This is a genomic window from Streptomyces sp. AgN23 (assembly GCF_001598115.1).
In the GTDB taxonomy this organism is placed as follows: Bacteria; Actinomycetota; Actinomycetes; order Streptomycetales; family Streptomycetaceae; genus Streptomyces; species Streptomyces antimycoticus.
This window is the reverse complement of the sequence record NZ_CP007153.1, coordinates 397739-417411: the sequence shown is the minus strand read 5'-3', so window position 1 is coordinate 417411 and position 19673 is coordinate 397739. Positions and strand designations below refer to the sequence as shown.

16 protein-coding genes and 5 pseudogenes are annotated in these 19673 nt (G+C 69.9%); 12 read left to right on the top strand and 9 right to left on the bottom strand.

Annotated features, from left to right (window positions below):
* Positions 1 to 29 precede the first annotated feature (29 nt).
* Positions 30 to 923 carry an NAD(P)-binding domain-containing protein gene (locus AS97_RS02005; protein ID WP_086707810.1) on the bottom strand — a complete coding sequence of 298 codons (894 nt, stop codon included), beginning with the start codon at positions 921 to 923 and terminating at the stop codon, positions 30 to 32.
* 61 nt (positions 924 to 984) lie between these two features.
* Here AS97_RS02005 and AS97_RS02000 point away from each other — a divergent pair, with 61 nt between their 5' ends.
* The 3 genes and pseudogenes from AS97_RS02000 to AS97_RS46740 all read left to right on the top strand — a co-directional run bounded on the left by AS97_RS02000 (position 985) and on the right by AS97_RS46740 (position 2304).
* A complete protein-coding gene (locus tag AS97_RS02000) occupies positions 985 to 1335 on the top strand; it encodes a helix-turn-helix domain-containing protein (protein WP_059149443.1) in 351 nt (116 codons plus the stop codon).
* 295 nt (positions 1336 to 1630) lie between these two features.
* Positions 1631 to 1699 (top strand): annotated as a pseudogene (locus AS97_RS46745) (hypothetical protein); the annotation flags it as partial.
* Positions 1700 to 1791: 92 nt separating this feature from the next.
* Positions 1792 to 2304, top strand: a complete 513-nt coding sequence (locus AS97_RS46740) for an SDR family oxidoreductase (protein WP_247204200.1) — start codon at positions 1792 to 1794, stop codon at positions 2302 to 2304.
* Here the strand turns inward: AS97_RS46740 and AS97_RS01985 are convergent.
* Entirely contained in the window at positions 2252 to 2992 is a 741-nt protein-coding gene (locus AS97_RS01985) for a class I SAM-dependent methyltransferase (protein WP_210564228.1), read from the bottom strand. The genes AS97_RS46740 and AS97_RS01985 overlap by 53 nt on opposite strands.
* Positions 2993 to 2996: 4 nt before the next feature.
* Positions 2997 to 4046: an alpha/beta hydrolase gene (locus AS97_RS01980; RefSeq protein WP_210564227.1), complete on the bottom strand. Its 1050-nt coding sequence runs from the start codon at positions 4044 to 4046 to the stop codon at positions 2997 to 2999.
* Between the two features lie 210 nt (positions 4047 to 4256).
* Here AS97_RS01980 and AS97_RS48420 point away from each other — a divergent pair, with 210 nt between their 5' ends.
* From AS97_RS48420 to gap, 3 genes are all read left to right on the top strand, one after another.
* Positions 4257 to 8783: a 5'-methylthioadenosine/S-adenosylhomocysteine nucleosidase gene (locus tag AS97_RS48420; RefSeq protein WP_282615669.1), complete on the top strand. Its 4527-nt coding sequence runs from the start codon at positions 4257 to 4259 to the stop codon at positions 8781 to 8783.
* Between the two features lie 73 nt (positions 8784 to 8856).
* Positions 8857 to 9804 carry a DJ-1/PfpI family protein gene (locus AS97_RS01970; RefSeq protein WP_059149438.1) on the top strand — a complete coding sequence of 316 codons (948 nt, stop codon included), beginning with the start codon at positions 8857 to 8859 and terminating at the stop codon, positions 9802 to 9804.
* A gap of 121 nt (positions 9805 to 9925) precedes the next feature.
* Positions 9926 to 10924: a type I glyceraldehyde-3-phosphate dehydrogenase gene (gap, locus tag AS97_RS01965; RefSeq protein WP_059149437.1), complete on the top strand. Its 999-nt coding sequence runs from the start codon at positions 9926 to 9928 to the stop codon at positions 10922 to 10924.
* Between the two features lie 76 nt (positions 10925 to 11000).
* On the opposite strand, the pseudogene AS97_RS01960 reads toward gap, so the two are convergent.
* Together AS97_RS01960 and AS97_RS01955 are read right to left on the bottom strand one after the other, a co-directional pair.
* Positions 11001 to 11743, bottom strand: a pseudogene (locus AS97_RS01960) (helix-turn-helix domain-containing protein).
* 68 nt (positions 11744 to 11811) lie between these two features.
* A pseudogene (locus AS97_RS01955) lies at positions 11812 to 12339 on the bottom strand (carbamoyltransferase); the annotation flags it as partial.
* Between the two features lie 417 nt (positions 12340 to 12756).
* On the opposite strand from AS97_RS01955, the gene AS97_RS01950 reads away from it, so the two are divergent.
* Positions 12757 to 13248, top strand: a complete 492-nt coding sequence (locus tag AS97_RS01950; RefSeq protein ID WP_059149436.1) for a GNAT family N-acetyltransferase — start codon at positions 12757 to 12759, stop codon at positions 13246 to 13248.
* Between the two features lie 46 nt (positions 13249 to 13294).
* Here AS97_RS01950 and AS97_RS01945 read toward each other — a convergent pair whose 3' ends face one another.
* Together AS97_RS01945 and AS97_RS48880 are read right to left on the bottom strand one after the other, a co-directional pair.
* Positions 13295 to 14152, bottom strand: a complete 858-nt coding sequence (locus AS97_RS01945) for a class I SAM-dependent methyltransferase (RefSeq protein ID WP_086707825.1) — start codon at positions 14150 to 14152, stop codon at positions 13295 to 13297.
* Positions 14153 to 14163: 11 nt separating this feature from the next.
* Positions 14164 to 14526 carry a hypothetical protein gene (locus tag AS97_RS48880; RefSeq protein ID WP_349017576.1) on the bottom strand — a complete coding sequence of 121 codons (363 nt, stop codon included), beginning with the start codon at positions 14524 to 14526 and terminating at the stop codon, positions 14164 to 14166.
* Between the two features lie 185 nt (positions 14527 to 14711).
* Between AS97_RS48880 and AS97_RS48875 the strand changes: the two are divergent.
* The 3 genes and pseudogenes from AS97_RS48875 to AS97_RS01930 all read left to right on the top strand — a co-directional run.
* Positions 14712 to 14969 (top strand): annotated as a pseudogene (locus AS97_RS48875) (hypothetical protein); the annotation flags it as partial.
* Positions 14970 to 14972: 3 nt separating this feature from the next.
* Positions 14973 to 15539, top strand: a complete 567-nt coding sequence (locus tag AS97_RS48870) for a hypothetical protein (RefSeq protein WP_346159937.1) — start codon at positions 14973 to 14975, stop codon at positions 15537 to 15539.
* Between the two features lie 7 nt (positions 15540 to 15546).
* A pseudogene (locus AS97_RS01930) lies at positions 15547 to 16050 on the top strand (PIG-L family deacetylase); the annotation flags it as partial.
* Positions 16051 to 16094: 44 nt separating this feature from the next.
* Here the strand turns inward: AS97_RS01930 and AS97_RS01925 are convergent.
* Both AS97_RS01925 and AS97_RS01920 read right to left on the bottom strand, forming a co-directional pair.
* Positions 16095 to 16484, bottom strand: coding sequence for a hypothetical protein (locus AS97_RS01925; protein ID WP_059149433.1), 390 nt, complete (start codon positions 16482 to 16484; stop codon positions 16095 to 16097).
* A gap of 11 nt (positions 16485 to 16495) precedes the next feature.
* Positions 16496 to 17620, bottom strand: a complete 1125-nt coding sequence (locus AS97_RS01920; protein WP_210564225.1) for an IS630 family transposase — start codon at positions 17618 to 17620, stop codon at positions 16496 to 16498.
* Between the two features lie 81 nt (positions 17621 to 17701).
* Here AS97_RS01920 and AS97_RS01915 point away from each other — a divergent pair, with 81 nt between their 5' ends.
* Positions 17702 to 18472 carry a transposase gene (locus AS97_RS01915; RefSeq protein ID WP_210564224.1) on the top strand — a complete coding sequence of 257 codons (771 nt, stop codon included), beginning with the start codon at positions 17702 to 17704 and terminating at the stop codon, positions 18470 to 18472.
* 119 nt (positions 18473 to 18591) lie between these two features.
* Entirely contained in the window at positions 18592 to 19419 is an 828-nt protein-coding gene (locus tag AS97_RS01910; protein ID WP_210564223.1) for a class I SAM-dependent methyltransferase, read from the top strand.
* The last annotated feature ends 254 nt before the right edge of the window (positions 19420 to 19673 follow it).

Genomic DNA, 19673 nt, shown 5'->3' with positions numbered 1-19673 from the left:
CGCACCCGCGGTGGCTGCACCAGCCCCCTTCACTTACCGCTGCGGCCCAGCATTTCGGCGACGCGGATGAACCCGTCCGTGCCATGGCCCAGCCCGATGGCGCGGCGGGCCATGCCTTCGGCCGCGCGCATCACGCCCGCGTCGATGCCATGGCTCTCGGAGGTGTGGACGATATGGGACATGGTCGACGCCCCCGAGGTGAGCGGGTTGTCTTCACCGGAGAAGGTGCCGCGGTCCACTTCCTCCGCGGTCTCCTGGAAGAGCGGCGGGAGGATCGCGCCGATGCCCTGGGCGAAGGGCGCCAACTCCCGAGCGCTGATTCCCTCCGCCCGCGCCACCGCCAGGGCGTGCGCATAGCCCGCCATCGCCGTCCAGAAGATGTCGAGCAGCGCGATGTCGTAGGCCGCCGCCCGGCCGATCTGCTCACTGAGATGGGTGTGGGTACCGCCCAGCGTGTCCAGCACGGGCCGGTGCTCCTCGTAGAGCTCCGCCGGGCCGCTGTAGATGAACACCGCGGAAGGCGCTCCGATGGTGTTGATCGGCGTCATGATCGCACCGTCGAGGTACCGGATGCCGTGCCCGGCCGCCCAGTCCGAGGTGTCCCGGGCCCGGTCAGGAGTGTCCGCGGACAGGTTCACCACGGTGCGTCCCCTGAGCGCGTCGGTGACCCCGTCGCGCCGCAGGATCGCGTCCGACGCGTCGTAGTTCACCACGCAGACCACGGTCAACTCACCTGCGGCGACGGCCTCTTCCACCGATCGCGCACTGACCGCCCCCCGCTCGATCAGCTCCCCATCCCTGCCCGGCGTCCGGTTCCAGACCGTGGTCCGCAGCCCGGCGTCCAGGAACGCACCGGCCAGGGCGCGGCCCATCGGCCCGAGACCGAGCACGGTGACGGCAGAATGTTCGGAGTGCGTAGACATGAAACTTCAACTCCCATACGGATATACGCGGAACTGATAACTCAAAGGAAATAGAGCGAAGATGACACGCAGTCGTGCTCAGGACACGAATGTCTGCGGAGTGACCGCCGCGATCGTCGTGATCGACGGCAAGTGGAAGACCGCCCTGCTCTGGGCACTGGAGTCCGGACCGCATCGCCCCGGCGAGCTGCGCCGACGGCTGCCGGGCCTCAGCGAGAAGGTCCTGACTCAGGCGCTCCGTGAGATGGAGACGGACGGGCTGGTGCACCGGGACGTACACGATGTGCTGCCCCTGAAGACCGTGTACTCCCTGACCGCGTTCGGCCGCGACCTCTCCGAGGCGCTGGCTCCCCTGTCCGATTGGGGCCACCGCCGCCTGGAGAAGTTGGCCGAGGCGCAGTCGGGCCCCTGACGCAACGCCACCTCCGTCTCATCCGATCCGGCGGCCCTCCGACCGCCCGCAACAAGATTCGCCCGGTCGTCCGTCGCTGCCAAGTACCCACAAAAAAGTGGGTACGGCGGACGGACGGCGGGGAGCGGCGAGACGGTGTGCGGGTGACCGCGCACGCCCTCGCACATGCCTGGCCCGAACTCGTCCGGCCCGCTGACGGGCCACCGTCACGTGCCTACCGGGCCCCGGGACGGCCGCGGACCTTGCCGTACAGCTCATCGCGCACCAGGCAGACCTGACCAGCGCCGAGGACACATTGCGGCTCACCTCGGACGCGGATGAGGTGGACGTCTTGGTGAACAACGCGGGCCGCTACGCCTTCGCGCCGACCGCACAGACCGACGCCGCCGGCTTCGACCGGCATATCGCGGTCAATACCCGAGCCCGTTCCTTCTGGTCGGCGCGCTCGCCCCGGCCATGGCCGGGCGGGAACATGGCGCGGTCATCACGATCGGATCCAGTGCTGCCAGGACACCCGCGCCGATCGGTGCCGCCTACGGGGCCTCCGAGGCCGGCGTCGAGATCCTCACCCGCTACTGGGCCACGGAGTTCGGTGGCAGCGGGGTACGAGTCAACGCCGTCTCACCCGGCCCGGTGAAGACCGACGGAACCTCCGACATGTTCGGAGACCAGATCGCCGTGCTGGACCAGGTCAACGCCCCCGCGACGGCTCGGCTCTGCCATCGCACCGCTGAGCACACCGGCCGCCCGGAGAATGCCGATGACCATGGCCGGTTGGTGCTGGGCCACCCCCCTGACCGCTTGCACGAGCGCGGCGGCCATGAAGAACACGCCCACGAAGGCGTAACTGCTCCGGGCCGACTCGGGGCGCAACTCCCGTACCGGCGAAGCGATCGACCGCACCCGCTCCGCACGCTCAGTTCGGCGGGATGCGGTAGACGGAGACATGAGAGCGCGACTCGGCGGTGAATTCGGCGCCGATCCAGTCCGCGTGCCTGGACTCCAGCTCGAATCCGGCCAGCTGAGCCATGAGGTCGAGTTCGGCCGGCCAGATGTACCGGTGCGGACTGCGGGTCAGCCGAGCCTGCTTGCTGTCGTCGAACCGGAAGTGGTGCGAGACGACGTGCTGGCGCAGAACGTCGTAGGTGTCCAGCCCGATATAGCCGGGCTCGGTCAGCCAGACGGCGCCGGTCTGGCCCGGCGGGAGCTTGCGCAGCTCGGGCACCCAGAGTTCGATCACGAACCTGCCACCGGGCCCGAGATGGCGGGCGGCGTTGCGGAAGCACTCCACCTGCTCGGCTTGGGTGAGCAGGTTGGAGATGGTGTTGTAGACGAGATAGACGAGGGTGTACTGGCCGGGAGCCACGGAAGTCGCCATGTCGCCCACGATCACGGGGATCGTCGCTTCGTCCGCCCTGGTACGCAGTTGACGGATCATCGGAAGCGACAGCTCGATCCCGGTGACAGAGACCCCCCGTTCGGCGAGCGGGACGGCCACCCGGCCGGTGCCGATGGCGAATTCGAGCGCCGCTCCGCCGCCCGCGAGCTGAGCCAGCCGGTCCACGGCCGGCTGCAGGATCTCGGGCGCGAACATGCCTGTGCCGGGCGTGTCGTAGCGCTGGGCGGCGTCGACGTCCCAGATCTCCTCTTGGTCCATACCGTCACCATTCACCGCAGGGGGACGCGATGTCCACTGTTTTTGCCCCGGGGGCCGGGGATCCCCCGACCAGCGGCTCTGTGCTCCTGGAGTGATCGAGGAGGCGCCTCAGCCAGCGGGTACGGGCGTCGCGTGCGTCTTTGCTGATGGCCGCCCGCGGTGCCAAGCCGTCGAAACCGTGGTAGGCGCCGGGCCATACATGCAGTTCGGCCTGGCCACCGGCCCGCCAGAGCGCGTTCGCGTACGACACGTCCTCATCGCGGAACATCTCCGCCGAGCCGACGTCGATGAACGCCGGGGGAAGATCCGAAAGGTCCGTGGCGCGGGCAGGGGCCGCGTAGGGCGGCAGGTCCGCCGCACCGTAGCGGTCACCCAGCAGTGCTTTCCAGGCGGTCTCATGGGAGAGGAGATCCCACATTCCGAGGCCCGACATCTGGTGGCTGGAGAACGTGCGCCCGCGGTCGTCGAGCATCGGGCACAGCAGCAACTGCCCGAGTATGCCGGGACCGCCGCGGTCACGGACCAGCAGGGCGAGCGCCGCGGCGAGGCCGCCGCCGGCGCTCTTCCCGCCGATGATGACGCGGTCCGCGTCGATGCCCAGTTCGGCCGCGTGCCCGGTGGCCCAGAGAAGTCCCGCGTAGCAGTCCTCCAGCGGTCCGGGGTACCGCGTGCGCGGTGCCAGCCGGTACTCGACCGAGATGACGGCCAGGTCCAGGGGAAGGACCCACTCGCGAAGGATCCGCGGCAGCACCGACCATGCGTTGCCCATGATCATCGCGCCGCCGTGCATGTAGTACAGCAGCGGCAGCGGCCCTTCCCGCCCGGCGGGCCGCACACTCACCAGCGTGACATCGGGGCCGTCCCCCAGCCCCGGAACGGTCAGCTCCGCCACCTCGAAACGGCCATCGGCCCGGAGATCCTCGGCCGTCGGCCTGGGCCGGGTCGCGGCGTCCCGCTCTTGCCGGGCCGCGAGATTCGCGGGAGTGACCGGCTCTCTGGGCCCCTTGCCCAAGGACTCCAGCGCGGCACTCAGTTCAGGGTCGAAGGGAGGCACAGCCGTCGGCCTCGGGGCAGAAGCGCCCGTACGGGACAGATTCATACCGCGCATCCAAGCATCCGCGGCCGCCCGGCGGTACCGGCGCGTCCGGCGACTCGTCCTCCCGTCGGGGTTCACCTCTCCCGCTGGTCGCGGCCCCCGGAGTCCGGCGGACGGTAGCATTTCGCCCGCGGGCCGCACCAGGGTCGACCGCGGCCGGGGGGAAACGTGGAGAGCACCGGGCAGCACAGCGACTCGCTTGTCGTGCTGACCGCACTGGACGTGGAGTACGAGGCGGTTCGGGCACACCTGGTCGATCCGCGGCCGCAACTCCACCAGAGCGGCACCCTGTTCGAGGTGGGACGGCTCGACGGTACGCCGTGGCGAGTGGCGCTCGCCGAACTCGGCGACGGCAACCAGGGCGCGGCCGTGCTGACCGAGCGGGCCATCGCCATGTTCCGTCCGCGCGCGGTGGCATTCGTGGGGGTGGCCGGGGCGCTCAAGGGCGATATCGAGCTCGGGGACGTCGTCGTGGCCACCCATGTGTACGCGTACCACGGTGGCAAGGACGAGGACGGCGCATTCCACTCCCGCCCGAGGGTCTGGCCGGTGCGTCAGGAACTCGACCAGCTCGCTCGCTTCGCCCGCAGGTCCGGTTCCTGGACCGGGCTGCTGCCGGAACGCCCGCCCGGCGCCTCCCGTCCGGCCGTCCACCTCAAGCCCGTGGCCGCCGGGGAGGTCGTCCTGAACTCCGCGGACTCGCCGCTGAGGCGGCAACTCCGCCGCAACTACCAGGACGCCGCCGCCATCGAGATGGAGGGCGCGGGCGTCGCGCAGGCCGCCCACCTCAACGCCGCGCTGCCCGCACTGATCGTCCGCGGTATCAGCGACCGGGCCGACGGGGAGAAGTACGACGCCGATGCCGAGGGCTGGCAGTCCCGCGCGGCGCGCAACGCCGCCGCCTTCGCCTTCTCCGTCCTCCGTGAACTGCCGCCCGGCGGCGACCCGGCCCCACCTGGGCCGGGGGCTCCCATGGGCCCGGTACCCGGACGGTTCCCGGACGAGCCGTCCGCTCCGGCTCCGGCCCCGCCGCCGCATCCGGATGCGGGCACCACACCGGACGACGCCGGCCCGGCCGCACACCGCCGACTCCTCCGCTGGGCGCGGAGATTGTCGGATGACCTGGACCTCGTGGACTCCCCCCGCCCGGACCGCGGCACCGGCTCCCCGCCGCAGCTCAGCGGCGGACTCTACGTGCGGCGCGCCGTCCAGGACCGGGTGATGGAGGCCCTCTACGACGATGATCCGAAGGCGGTCCTGGTCACCGGGGACGCCGGGAACGGCAAGAGCAGCTTGTTGTGGGGCCTCGCCCGGGATCTGACCGCCCTGGAGGACGCCGAGGTCTTCCTGGTGAACGCCGCCTGGCTGCTGCGCCCCCTGAGCGGCACCCCCGGAACCCCCATGCTGACCCCCGCGACCGTGGTGTCCGGGGCGACGCACGCCCGGACGCGGGGGCGTACACCGGTCGTGCTCCTCGACACCGCCGATCTGCTGCTGCACGACGACTACCACGAGATGACGCTGCTCGATCTGTGCGAGGACCTCGCCGCCGCCGGTGTCCGCCTGGTGCTGACCTCCCGGCCGGAGGAGGCGAACCGGCTGCGCACCGGCTTCGTCCGGATGTCGCTGGGTCCGTACGACGACAGCGAGATCCCTCACGCCATCCGTGGACACGCCGCGCTCTACTGCCCCGACGCCGTCCCCCGGGACGACGAGGCACGGGTACGGAGGCTGATGGAGCCCGTGGCCCGCGGACTGCCGGTGCGCGAGGTGTGCAGAAGCCCGCTCCAGTTGCGGCTGCTGTTCGAACTCGCCCGGGACGACGGGGCGTTCCCCAGCGCCGAGATCGACGCCACCGGTCTCTACCGCCGCTACTGGGACCACCGGGTCGTCACCGACCGCCGCCATCACGGCAACCAGAGCGCCACGGCGCCGGAGGACCTCTCCTCGCTCACCGGCGCGATCGCCGTCGTGCTGATGTCGGCCGGCCGGACCGAGCTGTCACGCGAGGAGCTGGTCGAGCGACTCACCTCGGCGCACGGCGGCCCACGCCCCTCGTGGCCGTACGAACCGGCCCGCGTCCGGTCGTCCCTGGAGCTGCTGACCGACCGGGGCGTCCTGGCCAGGGGAGCCTCGGACGATATCCACTTCTTCCACCAGACCATGTTCGAGTACGCGGCCGCGCGTGGCCTGCTGCACCTCAGTGGGGCACGAGCGCTGCTGTCGCTGTGCGAGTGGGTCGGGTGCCATCCCCGTGACTTCTTCGTCGGGGCGATCCTCGAACAGCTCCTCATGCTCGCCGCCGGGTCCGAGAGGTATCGCGGCCCGGTACGGGACACGCTGACGCGGATGGCGGCGCACACGGACGCCGTCATCCTGCACACCGTCGCCGTGGCCGTCGCGGCGCGGAACCCGGCCGTGGGCGTGTCCGTCGAGCCGCTGCTCGCGACGGCGCCGCACGGTGTCGTCCGGCGGTACGCGGTCCTGGCCCCGACCGTACGCGACACGGACGTCGACGCCCTCCTGCCGCAGCTCCGCGGGCTGTGGGAGAGGAGGGAGCCCAGCCTGCGGGAGGCCGTGCTCGAAGCGCTGGAACGGCTGGCCGCCCAGAACGCGGTCACGGTCCATGCCGCCCTGGCCGACTGGGGCTGCGTACGGGAACTGACCGGGCGCCGTACGGGCGGCGCGGGTATCGAGGTCCTGCCTCGGCTGCTCGTGCTGACGTCACACGTCGATGTGGCGTCCGCCCGGAAGGGCCTCATGGAGATGCTCGACTTCGCCCTGTCCCGGGGGCTGGCGGAGCTGGCATCAGGCGTCATGACCCTGTGGGCCCGGCACTGGGAGACACTGGGCTCGCCGGAGTGGGCAGCCGCCGTCCAGGAGCGTCTGAAGCGTGTGCGCGTCGCCCCGAAGTCGTACGACGTCGAGCTCTTCCAATCGGCCCTGGCCAGGGTGCTGGCCGCCTCATGGACCCACGACCACGGACTTCCCGGTGACCACGGGCTTGCCGCCGACGGCGCTCACGGCCCCGACGGCGGGCCGGCTCCCGGGACCCACCGCTGGACGCACCGCCTCGACCATGCCGTGGCGCTGCTCGAAGCGGACGACCACGACACCGCGGGCAACGCCGGACTCATCGCCGCCGCGGCGGTCCTGGCCACGCTGCCGCACGGCCACTGGGCCATCGAGGCCACCCTCGACCGCTGTCTGGAGATGACCGGGCAAGGAGCGCTCCACGCACTGCAGCACCGGATGGTCTTCCCCCAGTTGCTCAGCGCCGACTGCGCCGCCGCGGAGAGCCTCGTACACCGGCTCGCGGGCATGCTGAAGGCCCTGCCCTGCCCCGAGAACCAGCCGGTCACGCCCCCGCAGCGACGAGCGCTGGTCGCCCGCCGGATCCTCGCCCACCGCGACGTTCCCCCGCACCGTGTCCGGCAGGTCCTGGAACACTCCGGCTGGGACGCCGACTCCGACCTGTGGCTGTCCCAGGACGGCCTGGCGACGCTCCTCCTGCCGGCCGCGCTCGGCGGCCACCCCACCGCGGTGAGCAGGATCGAGAAGGCGACGACCGCCCCCGCGGCCGCCCGGAACCTCGTCCGCCGCTCCCTGCACCGGGCCGTCACGGACTCCGGTCTGCACACCGAGCGCCACATCGGCCTGCTGGTGAACCTGTCGCTCATGGACGCCGACACCGTGCTCCTGGAGGCCCTCACCACCGGCCGGGCCAAGAAGGGCATCGGCCCGCTGCCGCCCCTCGCCCACGAGCGGGTGCTGGGGGCGCTACGGGCCTCGGCTCCGGCCCTCACCGGGCTGATCGCGGATGAAATCGCCGAGGGCAACAGCGGAAAGCGGCAGCGCCAGGCACTCACGCTCTGGGAGTGCTCCGTGTCGGTCGGCACTCTCCCCGTGCCCGGCCTGGCCCAACTCCAGCCGCGGTACGGCACCTTCTCCGACCAGAAGACCCGGGCGGCCTTCCTCGGGCTGGTGGGAACCGTCGCCGCGCGCGAACCCGCCCAGTACGCCACGGCACACACCTTCCTCTCGGAGCTGGTGTTCGACGCCGCGGGAGACGTCCCCCGCCTCGACGACGCGTCGGCCAGTACCCGGAACGCCGCCCGCAAGGCCCTGTTCCACGCCGCCTGCGAGTCCGGCCCGCTCACCCCCTCGGCCCTCACCATGGCCCTCGACCTGGCTTTCGCGCCACCGACCGACGCCGGGCTGATCAGCGGGCTCGGCCAGCTGGTACGCCGGCTCAGCACCGCACACGGCGCGGCACCCGCCGCCGAGCTGCTGATCCGGGTCATCGGCGCCGCCGTGGCCTCCCAGCAGGGCCGCGCCGCGGAGAACCACCTCGCGAAGGCGCTCCGTGGCGCGATGGACAGCGTCTTCGACCACGGTTCTCCGGCCGTGTACCGGAGACTGTGGGAGCACCTCAAGGAGCCTGGTCCGGAGGACGACGCCGACCACGTGGTCCTTCCGGAGCGGTACGCGCTGGGGCTGGTGAGCTGCGCGATCCGCCGGTCGTACGCGGCAACCCGCCACGATCTGGAAGCACTTGTCGCCCATCCGAGGGTGCCACGCCCCACCAAGATGTGGATCAGCGATCAGCTCAGCGCCCGGTCGCGGGAACGCACGGAGCACGACCTGAGCTGGGTGCTGGACGGCGAGACGCCCGGGCGGTCAGTGGCAGGATGATTGCGGTAGTCGTCATCGAGGTCACGGGTGTGAGCGGAGGCCCGTTCGATCGCGGGAGAGCCGAAGGAGCCCGATGAGCCGGAAGAACCACCATGTCGCCGTGCTCGTGCTCGAAGGAGCCAAACCACTCGACGTCGGCATCCCCGCGCAGGTGTTCTCCAACCGGCCGAGCATGCCGTACGAGCTGCGGGTGTGCGGCGCCGCGCCCGGACTGGTGACCGGCGGCGACGGCCTCTCGTATCACGTGGCCGAGGGGCTCGAGGCGTTCGAGTACGCCGACACCGTCTTCATCCCCGGCTATCGGGAGCCTGCGACCACGGAACCGCCGGCAGCGGTCGTCAGCGCGCTCATGGCCGCCCACGAGCGCGGAACCCGGCTCGCGGCCATCTCGACGGGAGCGTTCGCGCTGGCCGCGACGGGCCTGCTCGACGGCAAGCGGGCGACGACCCACTGGCACTACACCAAGGCGCTCGCCGAGAGGCATCCGCTCGTGCGGGTGGACGAGAACGTGCTGTTCGTGGACGAGGGCGATGTGCTCACCTCGGCGGGTGCGGCATCCGGCATCGACCTGTGCCTGCACCTGGTGCGGCGCGACCAGGGCGTCGGGCTCTCCAACCACGTGGCCAGACGGCTGGTGGCGGCGCCGTACCGCAGTGGTGGCCAGGCGCAGTACGTTCCCCGGAGTGTGCCCGAGCCGCTGGGCGACCTGTTCGCGAGCACACGGGAGTGGGCCCTGGCACACCTCGCCGAACCGCTGACCCTCGAAGCGCTCGCGCGCAACGCACGGGTGTCGGCGCGCACCTTCTCGCGGCGGTTCGTGGAGGACACCGGCTACACACCGATGCAGTGGGTGCTCAGGGCGCGGGTGGACCTGGCACGCGAGCTGCTCGAACGCACCGATCTGGGCGTGGAGCAGATCGCCGACCGAGTCGGCCTCGGCACCGGCGCGAATCTGCGTCTGCACTTCCACCGCATTCTCGGCACCTCCCCGACGGAGTACCGCCACACCTTTTCGGCCTGAGTTTCCCGAATGGCGTCCCCGCACCCGAGTGCTGGCGGGATCCTTGCGTACGGTGGCGTTCAGGCCGCTGTCGGTCCCGGATCCGGATGCCGACGATGGGGGTGGAACGAAAGGAACCTCCATGACCCGCATCGCCGTCAATGGATTCGGCCGCATCGGACGCAACACCCTCCGCGCCCTGCTGGAGCGCGACAGCGCTCTCGAGGTGGTCGCCGTCAACGACCTCACCGCCCCCGAGTCCCTCGCGCATCTGCTCAAGTACGACAGCGCGCTCGGCCCCCTCGGCCGCTCCGTCGAGGTCGATGGAACCGACCTCGTGGTCGACGGCCGCCGCATCAAGGTGCTCGCCGAGCGCGAGCCCGCCAACTTGCCGTGGGCCGAGCTCGGCGTGGGCATCGTCCTCGAATCCACCGGCCGCTTCACCGCGGCGGATGCCGCCCGTGCACACCTGCGGGCCGGTGCCCAACGTGTGCTGGTGAGCGCCCCGTCCGCGGGCGCCGATGTCACGCTCGCCTATGGCGTGAACACCGATGCCTACGACCCCGCCGAGCATGTGATTGTCTCGAACGCCTCGTGCACCACGAACGCACTGGCTCCGCTGGCGTCCGTACTGGACGACCTGGCCGGTATCGAGCACGGCTTCATGACCACGGTGCACGCCTACACCCAGGAGCAGAACCTCCAGGACGGCCCGCACCGCGACCTGCGCCGCGCCCGTGCCGCCGGGGTGAACATCGTGCCCACCACCACCGGGGCCGCCAAGGCCATCGGTCTGGTGCTGCCGAACCTCGACGGCAAGCTGTCGGGCGACTCGATCCGGGTGCCGGTCCCGGTGGGCTCGATCGTGGAGCTGAACACCGCGGTCTCACGGGAGGTCAGCCGCGACGAGGTGCTCGCGGCCTACCGTGCCGCCGCCGACGGCAAGCTCAAGGGCATCCTGGAGTACTCCGACGAGCCGCTCGTCTCCAGTGACATCACACGCCGCCCGGCTTCGTCGATCTTCGACGCCGCCCTCACCCGTGTCGAGGGCAAGCACATCAAGGTGGTGGCCTGGTACGACAACGAGTGGGGCTTCTCGAACCGCGTCATCGACACGCTCGAACTGCTCGCGCGCGACTGACCAAGCGGACTGACTGACCGTGAGGGGCCGGCATCGACCGGCCCCTCACCCTTGCGGCGGGTGCCCGGCCTCGTGTTCAGGTACGGTCCGCGCCGCGCGGGGAGGGCCGGGTGCGGGTCGCGTGGATGGAGCCGAGCAGATGCAGGGCTTCCGCACTGCTGCTGGCGGGCTCCGCGTGGCAGATGACGAGTTGCCGGCCCGGGGCCTCTCTCACGTCGAACGCCTGGTAGCTGAGGGTGAGAGGGCCGACGTCGGGGTGCAGCCGCTTGGCCTCCTGGGTCTTGCCGCGCACGGTGTGGCTGCCCCACAGGCGAGCGAAGTCCGCGCTGTTCTCGGTGAGCGTGTCCACGAGCCCGTGCGGGCGCGGGTCGTCCCGCTGGCAGCCCGCCGCCTGGCGCAGATTCGCCACGGTGGCCTGGGCCGCCCGGTCCCAGTCCTGGCAGAAGGTGCGGCCCGCGGGGTCCGCGAAGGTCATACGGGCCAGGTTGTCCGCCGGATGGAACGGTGAGTAGAGGGCGTCGGCCAGCGCATTGGTGGCGAGGATGTCCAGGGTCCGGTTGAGCACGAGGGCAGACGTGTGCGGATAGCCGTCCATCAGCTGCCGCGACCGGGGCTGACCTGGTCGGGCACGCGGTCGGCGGGGTCGTCGGGCAGCGTGCCGGCGGGCCGGTGCAGATGGCCCCGGGCGTCGTCGAGGCGCAGCGCACGGCTGAGCGCGTCGAGCACCTGCGCGGAGGGGCGGCGCTCCCGGCCCTGTTCCACGCGGGTGCAGTAGTCGGCGTTGATGCCGGCGAGCACCGCGACCTCCTCGCGGCGCAGCCCGGCGGCGGCGGGCCGTACGCGGCCAAGCCCATCACCTTGTACTCGTCGTTGTTCGGTACGAACCCCAGGTAGCGGGTGATCCTCCCGAACGCCACGCCGAGTGAGCTGGTCATGGGGACCGCGCTCCCGTCGAACAGGCGGACCACACCGTTCCGCAGCTCGCCCATGACGGCGGACAGGGTCTCCGCCCGGCCGTCGCTCACCAGGAAGGCGGCGTCGCCCCCGCCGGCCAGGTAGGCGCCGCACATGAGATGGGCCAGATGATGAGGCACCAAGGTGAGCTTGTTGGGATCCAGCTCATGCCCGGTGCGCTGGACGAAGTCGTTGTACACCGCGTCCCGGCCGAGCATGTCCGTGTAGAGCTCGCCCGTGCTGCGCAGAGCGTCGAACTTGGCCGTGACCGGCATGTCGGAGTCGCATATCTCCGAAATCATCTGCTCGGCCACGGTCGGCGAAAACCGCCAGGAGAAAGCGAAAACGTCCACCTGGTCGATGTCGACGCCGGCGGAGTTCAGACACCAGGTGATTGCGGCGGCCGGGAAATCGGAGGTCTTCTTGACCCGGCTCAGCCGCTCCTCCTCGACTGCCGCCACCAACTCGCCGTCGATCACCAGAGCCGCCGCGGCGTCGTGACCCACCAAGAGATTACGGCCGACACCAGTTGCCCCGTAGAGACGCCCGAAAAGTTCCGCACCTCTGCTGAATCCGTTGTAACCGAGTACGATCACTGGCTCTCAGCCTCTCAAGCACGACAGTCGTGTCAGGAACAACAGGCTACTGGGCCTCCATACTTGAGGGGTAGGTATGATGCACAGGCAGATGGTGGTTTTCTTTCCGTGGGCACGACACCCGGGGAGAATTCCCCACGGAATATCCTGAGGCTCGATATCCGCACAGCGCGCTCTTGGATCCGAGAGGTGGAACTGGCCCGGTTTCCGCGTGGCGTGACCCCCCCCCGCGCCCCGGGCCCGCGGCACTGGGTGCGGCCACCGGAACGTATGCTTTTGGGCATGCTGACGTTGGAACGGCTCCGGGCGGACCACGCACCTGCCCTACTGGCCTTCGAGCGCGAGAACCGCGAGTATTTCGCTCGGTCGATCTCCGATCGCGGGGATGCCTACTTCGCGGAGTTCGCTTCCCTTCTCCGTTCCCGGCTCGCCGAGCAGGACGACGGCGTGTGTCACTTCCATGTCGTCATGGACGACCGGGGGGAGTTGGTCGGCCGCGTCAATCTCGTGGACGTCGAGGAAGGCGACGCCGAACTCGGCTACCGGATCGGCGAGCGTGCCGCGGGCCGTGGGGTGGCCACCGCCGCGGTGCAAGAGGTGTGCCGCCTGGCCGCCACGGAGTACCGCCTCTCCACCCTCACCGCGGTCACCACCCTCGACAACGTGGCCTCGAAGACCGTGCTCGAACGTAATGGATTCACTGTCGTGGGGGATGTCACCGTGGCCGGGCGCGCAGGTATGCGCTATCGCCGCACGCTCGTTGCGGCGCGCTGATTCCACCCACGGTCGTCCTGCAGCAGCAGGTGGCGTTGACGAGTGGTCAGGTGGTGGCCAGCAACAGGTCCTCTCCGCTGGACGGACGAAGGCCGTCGGTGCGACCGGCGAAATAGCGCTCGGCCAGTGAGGCTCCCGGCACGTGCCGGGCGTCCTCGAAACCGGACTCGCGGGCCAGCGTCAGCATGTCCTGCGGGGTGTAGAAGCTGATGAACGGCGTTCCGGCCGCTTGCGCGCCTTCCTTGCTCGCTGTGAGGCCAGGGCGGTCGGCGTCGTCGAGGAGTTCGGTCGGCAGCAGGAAGGTCATGGCGAGCGTCGAGCCGGGTGCGAGTCCGGCGATCTGACGCAGGGTGGCGGCGGTGGCTTCTTCGGTGAGGTACATGGTGACGCCGGTGGAGACGATGACCGCCGGCCGGCCGGAGTCGAAGCCCGCGGCGGTCAGCCGCTCCAGCCAGGACTCGCTCGCCTCGAAGTCGACCGGCACCAGGTGCAGCCAGTCGGGGATGCCGTAGCCGAGCTCGACCAGGCGGTGGCGTTTCCACTCCTGGGGGCCGGGCTGGTCGACCTCGAAGAGCTGCAGGCGGGAGGCGATCTCCGGCTTGCGCTGGGCGAAGGTGTCCAGACCGGCGCCCAGGGCGACGTACTGGGTGACGCCGCGGTCGGCCTGCTCGGCGACCAGGTCCTCGATGAAACGGGCGCGGGCCACGATGGCCGCCCGGAACCCACTGGTGGTGTGCGGATCCATATCGGGGCGGCGGCGCCAGCCGTCGTCGGGGGCCGCCAGCCGCAGGCCGATCTCATCGTCGAGCACGTGCGGCGGCGGGTCGACCTGGACATGCATCGCCCGCCAGAGGGCGACGCGCACGGCGGTGCTGTCCGGCGCCTTGGCCTGCTCGTCTGCCATGGTCTTCCCTCTTATCCGCCGGCGGTCTCGTTGGATCGCACGATGTCCTCGATCGTCCGCTGCAGCTTCAGCTCATCCTCGTCGGATACGATCGCCTGTCCCACGCGGCCATACGGCCCGGCCGGGGTATCAGGTGACGAAGAATACCGGATCTCATCGAAAGAGAAGTGGCGTTCGAAATCTCTCTGCGTCAGATTGCCCCTCTTCGGGCGACGGAGAAGGATGTAGCCGTAGAAGCGATCCGGGTCACCGCTGTCCAGTGGCCGGATCACCTCTTCCCCGAGCGCGAGGCTGATTTCGACGTCGAAGAGATCGACGCCGAATGTCAGCTTATTGACCTGAGGGGAGAGCGCCCCCGGGAGACGGAGGCGCACTCACCGAAGGTCAGTCCCGAGTCCTCCGTGAACGCTTCCGGATGAAACACGCAATCCGATGCGTCGAGGCTTGTGAGTGCCTGCCTGGCGAGCGTCTCCGCCTGCTGGAACAGCGATGAATGCCGCTTTCTGCCCAATATGTGGGCGGCCAGAACGCCGCCCTGTACGGCGCTCAGCGGTGACATGTGGTTGCGGCTCATGGACGACCATTGAAGGTCGCCGTTCTTCCAGATGCCGTCTATATAGCCTTCCGAGGCGTCTATGAAGGACTCGGCGACGACGGATCCCTCCTCGCCACCGCAAGCGGTGACCGCACTGTGCGGTTCTGGAACCCGCGCACCCGTACCCCGGTCGGTGAGCCACTCTCGGGCCATACCGGCGCGGTCCACGCGGTGGCGTTCTCTCCAGACGGGACGCTTCTTGCCACCGGAGGAGGCGATCACACGGTGCGGTTGTGGGACCCACGTACCCGCACGCCGGTCGGCGACCCCCTCACCGGCCACACTGGCTGGGTGCGGTCGGTGGCGTTCTCTCCTGACGGCGCCCTCCTCGCCACCGCGAGTGGCGACGGCACGGCGCGGTTGTACGAGCGCGAGGCGCTGAGTGACATGGACGCCCGCCGACTCGAATTCCATCACCGAGTCGGCACGGCCATGATCAACGTGTACCGGGGAACGACAGGAGGCGGAGTGCCCAGCGAGGAGCCGCCGGCCGAGGTCTACCGCGACGTGCTGGAGGCGGCCGAAGCGACCTTCGCGCGGGCGACCGAGGCGGGGGATGTCGAGCAGATGATCGTGGGCTGGGAGGAGTGCACCGCGCTCGCCACCCATCTGGGGCAGAGCTCCGCCCTGCTCGGAGCCGTACTGCTCGGCTCGCTGGTCGAGCACACGGGCCTGTCCCCGCAGGAGGTCATCGCCCAGGCCATCGCCCAAGCGCAGGCCCACCCCGCCGGGACGCAAGCGGCGCATGAAGTTGCCGAGCCCACTGATCCCAGCTCTCCCACTGGAAGGTGACCCGACGATGCCCGTTCCGAGCCTCCTCGCGGTTTTCGCGCACCCTGACGACGAGTCCCTGTCGGCGGGTGGCGTGCTCGCCCAGCACGCGGCCGCGGGAGCGCGAACCGCCGTCGTCACGGCAACCTGGGCAGAGGACACCCAACGCGCGGCGGAGCTCGCCGATGCGCTCCGCATCCTCGGCGCCGGTGCGCCACGGATGCTCGGCTACGCCGATGCCCGGGCACCACAGTCGGCCCCGGGCAGCGTCCGGTTCTGCGACGCGCCGCTCGATGAGTCGGTGTGTCGGCTGGTCATGCACATCCGTGCGTTCCGCCCGGACATCGTCGTCACCCATGACGCCTATGGTGGGCTGACCGGCCATCCGGACCACCTCCACACCCACAGGGTGACCACGCTCGCAGTCGAGGCCGCAGGGCTGGACCGGCTCTACCCGGACACCGGCGCGCCCTGGCAGCCGAGCGCCCTCTACTTGGCCACGCACCCACACTCGGCCGCACAGGCGCTGGGCGCACACCTGGTCCGGGAATCAACCGCCGCAACGCTCTCCCGTGCTCAGCTTCGCAGCCGCGCCCCGCTCTCCTCCGCCACCGCGTAGCCGGGCACGGATGGCCATCGAACAGTCAGCACCACCGACTCTTCCTCCGCGAACCATGAGTGGTCGACTCCGCGCCCCCAGACGACGTAATCACCCTGCTCCTCCAGAAGAACGCTGCGGCCGGGGAGTTCAACGCGGAAACGGCCGCTGATGAGAACCAGGAGCGCTGTGCGTTCCTCGCCCTTCACCCACTGCGATCGCTCGTCGCCACGCGGGTGGACACCCCATTTGATCTCTACGGCCTCGCTGTGGCGCGGATCGCCAACGTCCTTGAAGTGCCCGAGGAGCCACCCCCGGTCCAGCGCCGCATCCTTGCCCGCATTGCCCACATACACACTGTCGTTCACACGGCAGGACGCTAGTGTCCTGCGCCGGAGATCCGTCGGCAGAATTGGGCGAGGGATTCGAGGATCTCCTCGGCGGTCTTGGTCCAGATGAACGGCTTGGGGTCTGCGTTCCAGTCCTTGACCCAGGCGCGGATGTCGGCTTCGAGGGTCTGGACGCTCTTGTGTGCGCCGCGGCGGATCTTCTGGTCTGCCAGGAAGCCGAACCACCGCTCGACCTGGTTGATCCAGGAGGATCCGGTCGGGGTGAAGTGCATGTGGAAGCGTGGGTGCTTGGACAGCCACGTCCTGATCGCGGGTGTCTTGTGGGTGCCGTAGTTGTCGCAGATGAGGTGGATCTGGAGGTGCGCGGGCACCTCCTTGTCGATCTTGACCAGGAACTTCTTGAACTCCGTCGCCCGGTGCCTCCGGTGCAGGGAGCTGATGACCTCGCCGGTGGCGACATCGAAGGCGGCGAACAGCGTGGTCAGGCCGTTACGGACGTAGTCGTGGGTGCGCCGCTCGGGCATGCCGGGCATTATCGGCAGTACCGGCTGGGACCGGTCCAGTGCCTGGATCTGGGACTTCTCGTCCACCGAGAGGACAACCGCGCCCTCGGGCGGGTTGAAGTACAGCCCGACCACGTCGTAGACCTTCTCCACGAAGAACGGGTCCGTGGACAGCTTGAAGGTGTCCGTCAGGTGTGGCTTGAGCTGGAACTTCCGCCAGATCCGGCCGACGGTGGACTTGGACAGACCGCTGTGCTCGGCCATCGACTTCCGCGACCAGTGCGTAGCGTTCTTCGGGATCTCCTCCAGCGTGGCGACCACGACCGCCTCCACCTGCTCGACACCGATGGTGGGCGGTCGCCCCGGCCGGGGCTCGTCGGTCAGGCCGTCCAGTCGCTCGGCCAGGAACCGCCGCCGCCACTTGCGGACCGTGTCGGCGGCCACCCGCAACTCGCGGGCGACCACCACGATCGGCGGCACCTCCGGGCCCGCACACGCCAGCACGATCCGCGCCCGCAGGGCCAGCGCCTGAGCCGACGTTGCCCGACGCGACCACCGTTGCAACACCGCCCTCTCCTCGTCGGAGAACAGCAACGGTTCAAGCTTCGGGCCCCGACGAGGGACCGAAGCACCAGCAGCAGAAGAAGTCATGCAGTAACTAACGATCAACTACTGGCGCAGGACACTAAGGGGTGTCCCGTAACTGCTGGTCACGGGTGAGATGATCTTGCTGTGTCTGGTGTGATCACGGCCTCGGAGCCCTCCTGGATAGCCCCGTTCACCGGGTTGAGCCCGCGGCAGTTCGGCAAGCTGATCACAGCACTGCGCCGGGAAGGGGCGGACCCGGTACGCAAGGGCCGTCCCTGGAGCCTGCCGCTGGAGGACCGGGTCCTGCTGGTCGCCGCGTACTGGCGCACGAACCTCACTCTGCGCCAACTGGCCCTGCTGTTCGGGGTGTCGAAGTCGGCCGCGGACCGCATCATCGACCACCTGGGCCCGGTGCTCGCGCTCCAGCAGCGCAAGCGGTACCGCAAGGACACCGTGCTCATCGTCGACGGCACGCTCGTCCCCACCCGCGACCACCAGGTGGCCGAGCAGTCGAAGAACTACCGGTACTCCACCAACCACCAGGTCGTCATCGACGCCGACACCCGGCTCGTCGTCGCCGTTGGCCGGCCACTGCCCGGCAACCGCAACGACTGCAAAGCATGGGAGCTGTCAGGCGCGAAGGACGCCGTCGGCCGGACCACGGTGATCGCGGACGGCGGCTACCGCGGCACCGGCCTGATCATCCCGCACCGCCGCGAACCCGGCCAGGCCGCGCTCCCGGACTGGAAAGAGGACCACAACCGCTCGCACCGCAAAGTCCGCGCCCGCGTCGAGCACGCCTTCGCCCGCATGAAGACCTGGAAGATCCTCCGCGACTGCCGCCTCAAAGGCGACGGCGTCCACCACGCCATCCTCGGCATCGCCCGCCTAAACAACCTCACCCTGACCGGGTGACCGGAAAGAACGCTGGTCAACCAGCACACCGTAGATCATTTACGGGACAACGCTTAGCAGCCGCTCGTGTGGAGGTAATCCGTGCCTGATGCGCGCCGGTCAGGGCCTAGTGTGCTGCCATGCGCGACGACACGCCCGACGAAACGCGCCGTGTCCATCTGAGCCGGATCTTCGACGAGGACGCGGAGCTGTACGACCGGGCCAGGCCCGGGTATCCGCCCGAGCTGTTCGACGACCTCGCCGAGGTGGCCGGCACCGGCCCCGGCTGTCGTGTCCTCGATGTAGGGGCAGGCACCGGCCAGGCGACCCTGCCGCTCGCCGAGCGCGGTTGCCGGATCATGGCCGTCGAGCTGGGCGCGGACATGGCCGCCGTCGCCCGGCGCAACCTGGCCGGGTTCGAAGCGGTGGAGATTGTGACGGCGGACTTCGAGACGTGGCCACTGCCGGAGGAGCCGTTCGACGCGGTCGTCTCGGCGACGGCCTTCCACTGGATCGATCCGGCGGTGCGGATGGCAAAAGCCGCCGACGCGCTGCGACCCGGTGGCGCCCTCGCCGTCGTCGCCACGCAGCATGTGGCGGGCGGTAGCGAGGAATTCTTCGTCGAGGCCCAGGACTGTTACGAGCGTTTCGATCCGGCCACCCCGCCGGGGCTGCGGCTTCCGGCCGCAGCGGACGTCGACACCTCGGACCACGCGGATGAGGTCGCACGCAGCGGCCGCTTCGGACCCGTCGACTTCCGGCGCTACGAGTGGGACCTGACGTACACCACGGCGGAGTACCTGGCAGTGCTGCGGACCTACTCCGGCCACCGGGCGCTGCCGCCGCAGGCCAGGGAGGGGCTGCTGGAGTGCATCGCCGGGCTGATCGACAGGCGGTACGGAGGCCGGGTCACCAAGCGGTATCTCACGGAGCTACGGGTGTCACGAACGGTCCCGGCGCTTCGGTAGGCGCCGCTCCGGTCGTGCCCACCGTACCCACCTCCGACAGCTCGCCCCTCAGGCGATGACCCGGCCGCGCGGAATGATGCGGCTGGGATGGGCCAGAACCGAGCGTCGAGAGTCGGATCGGTGTCATAGGCAACGAGGTCGGCGGGGCCTCCCTCGACCAGTCCGGGCAGCCCCAGCCAAGCTCTAGCCCCCGCGATGCCGCCCCGAGAGCAGCTTCTGCCGACAGCCCGGCGCGTGCCAGCCATTCGATCTCT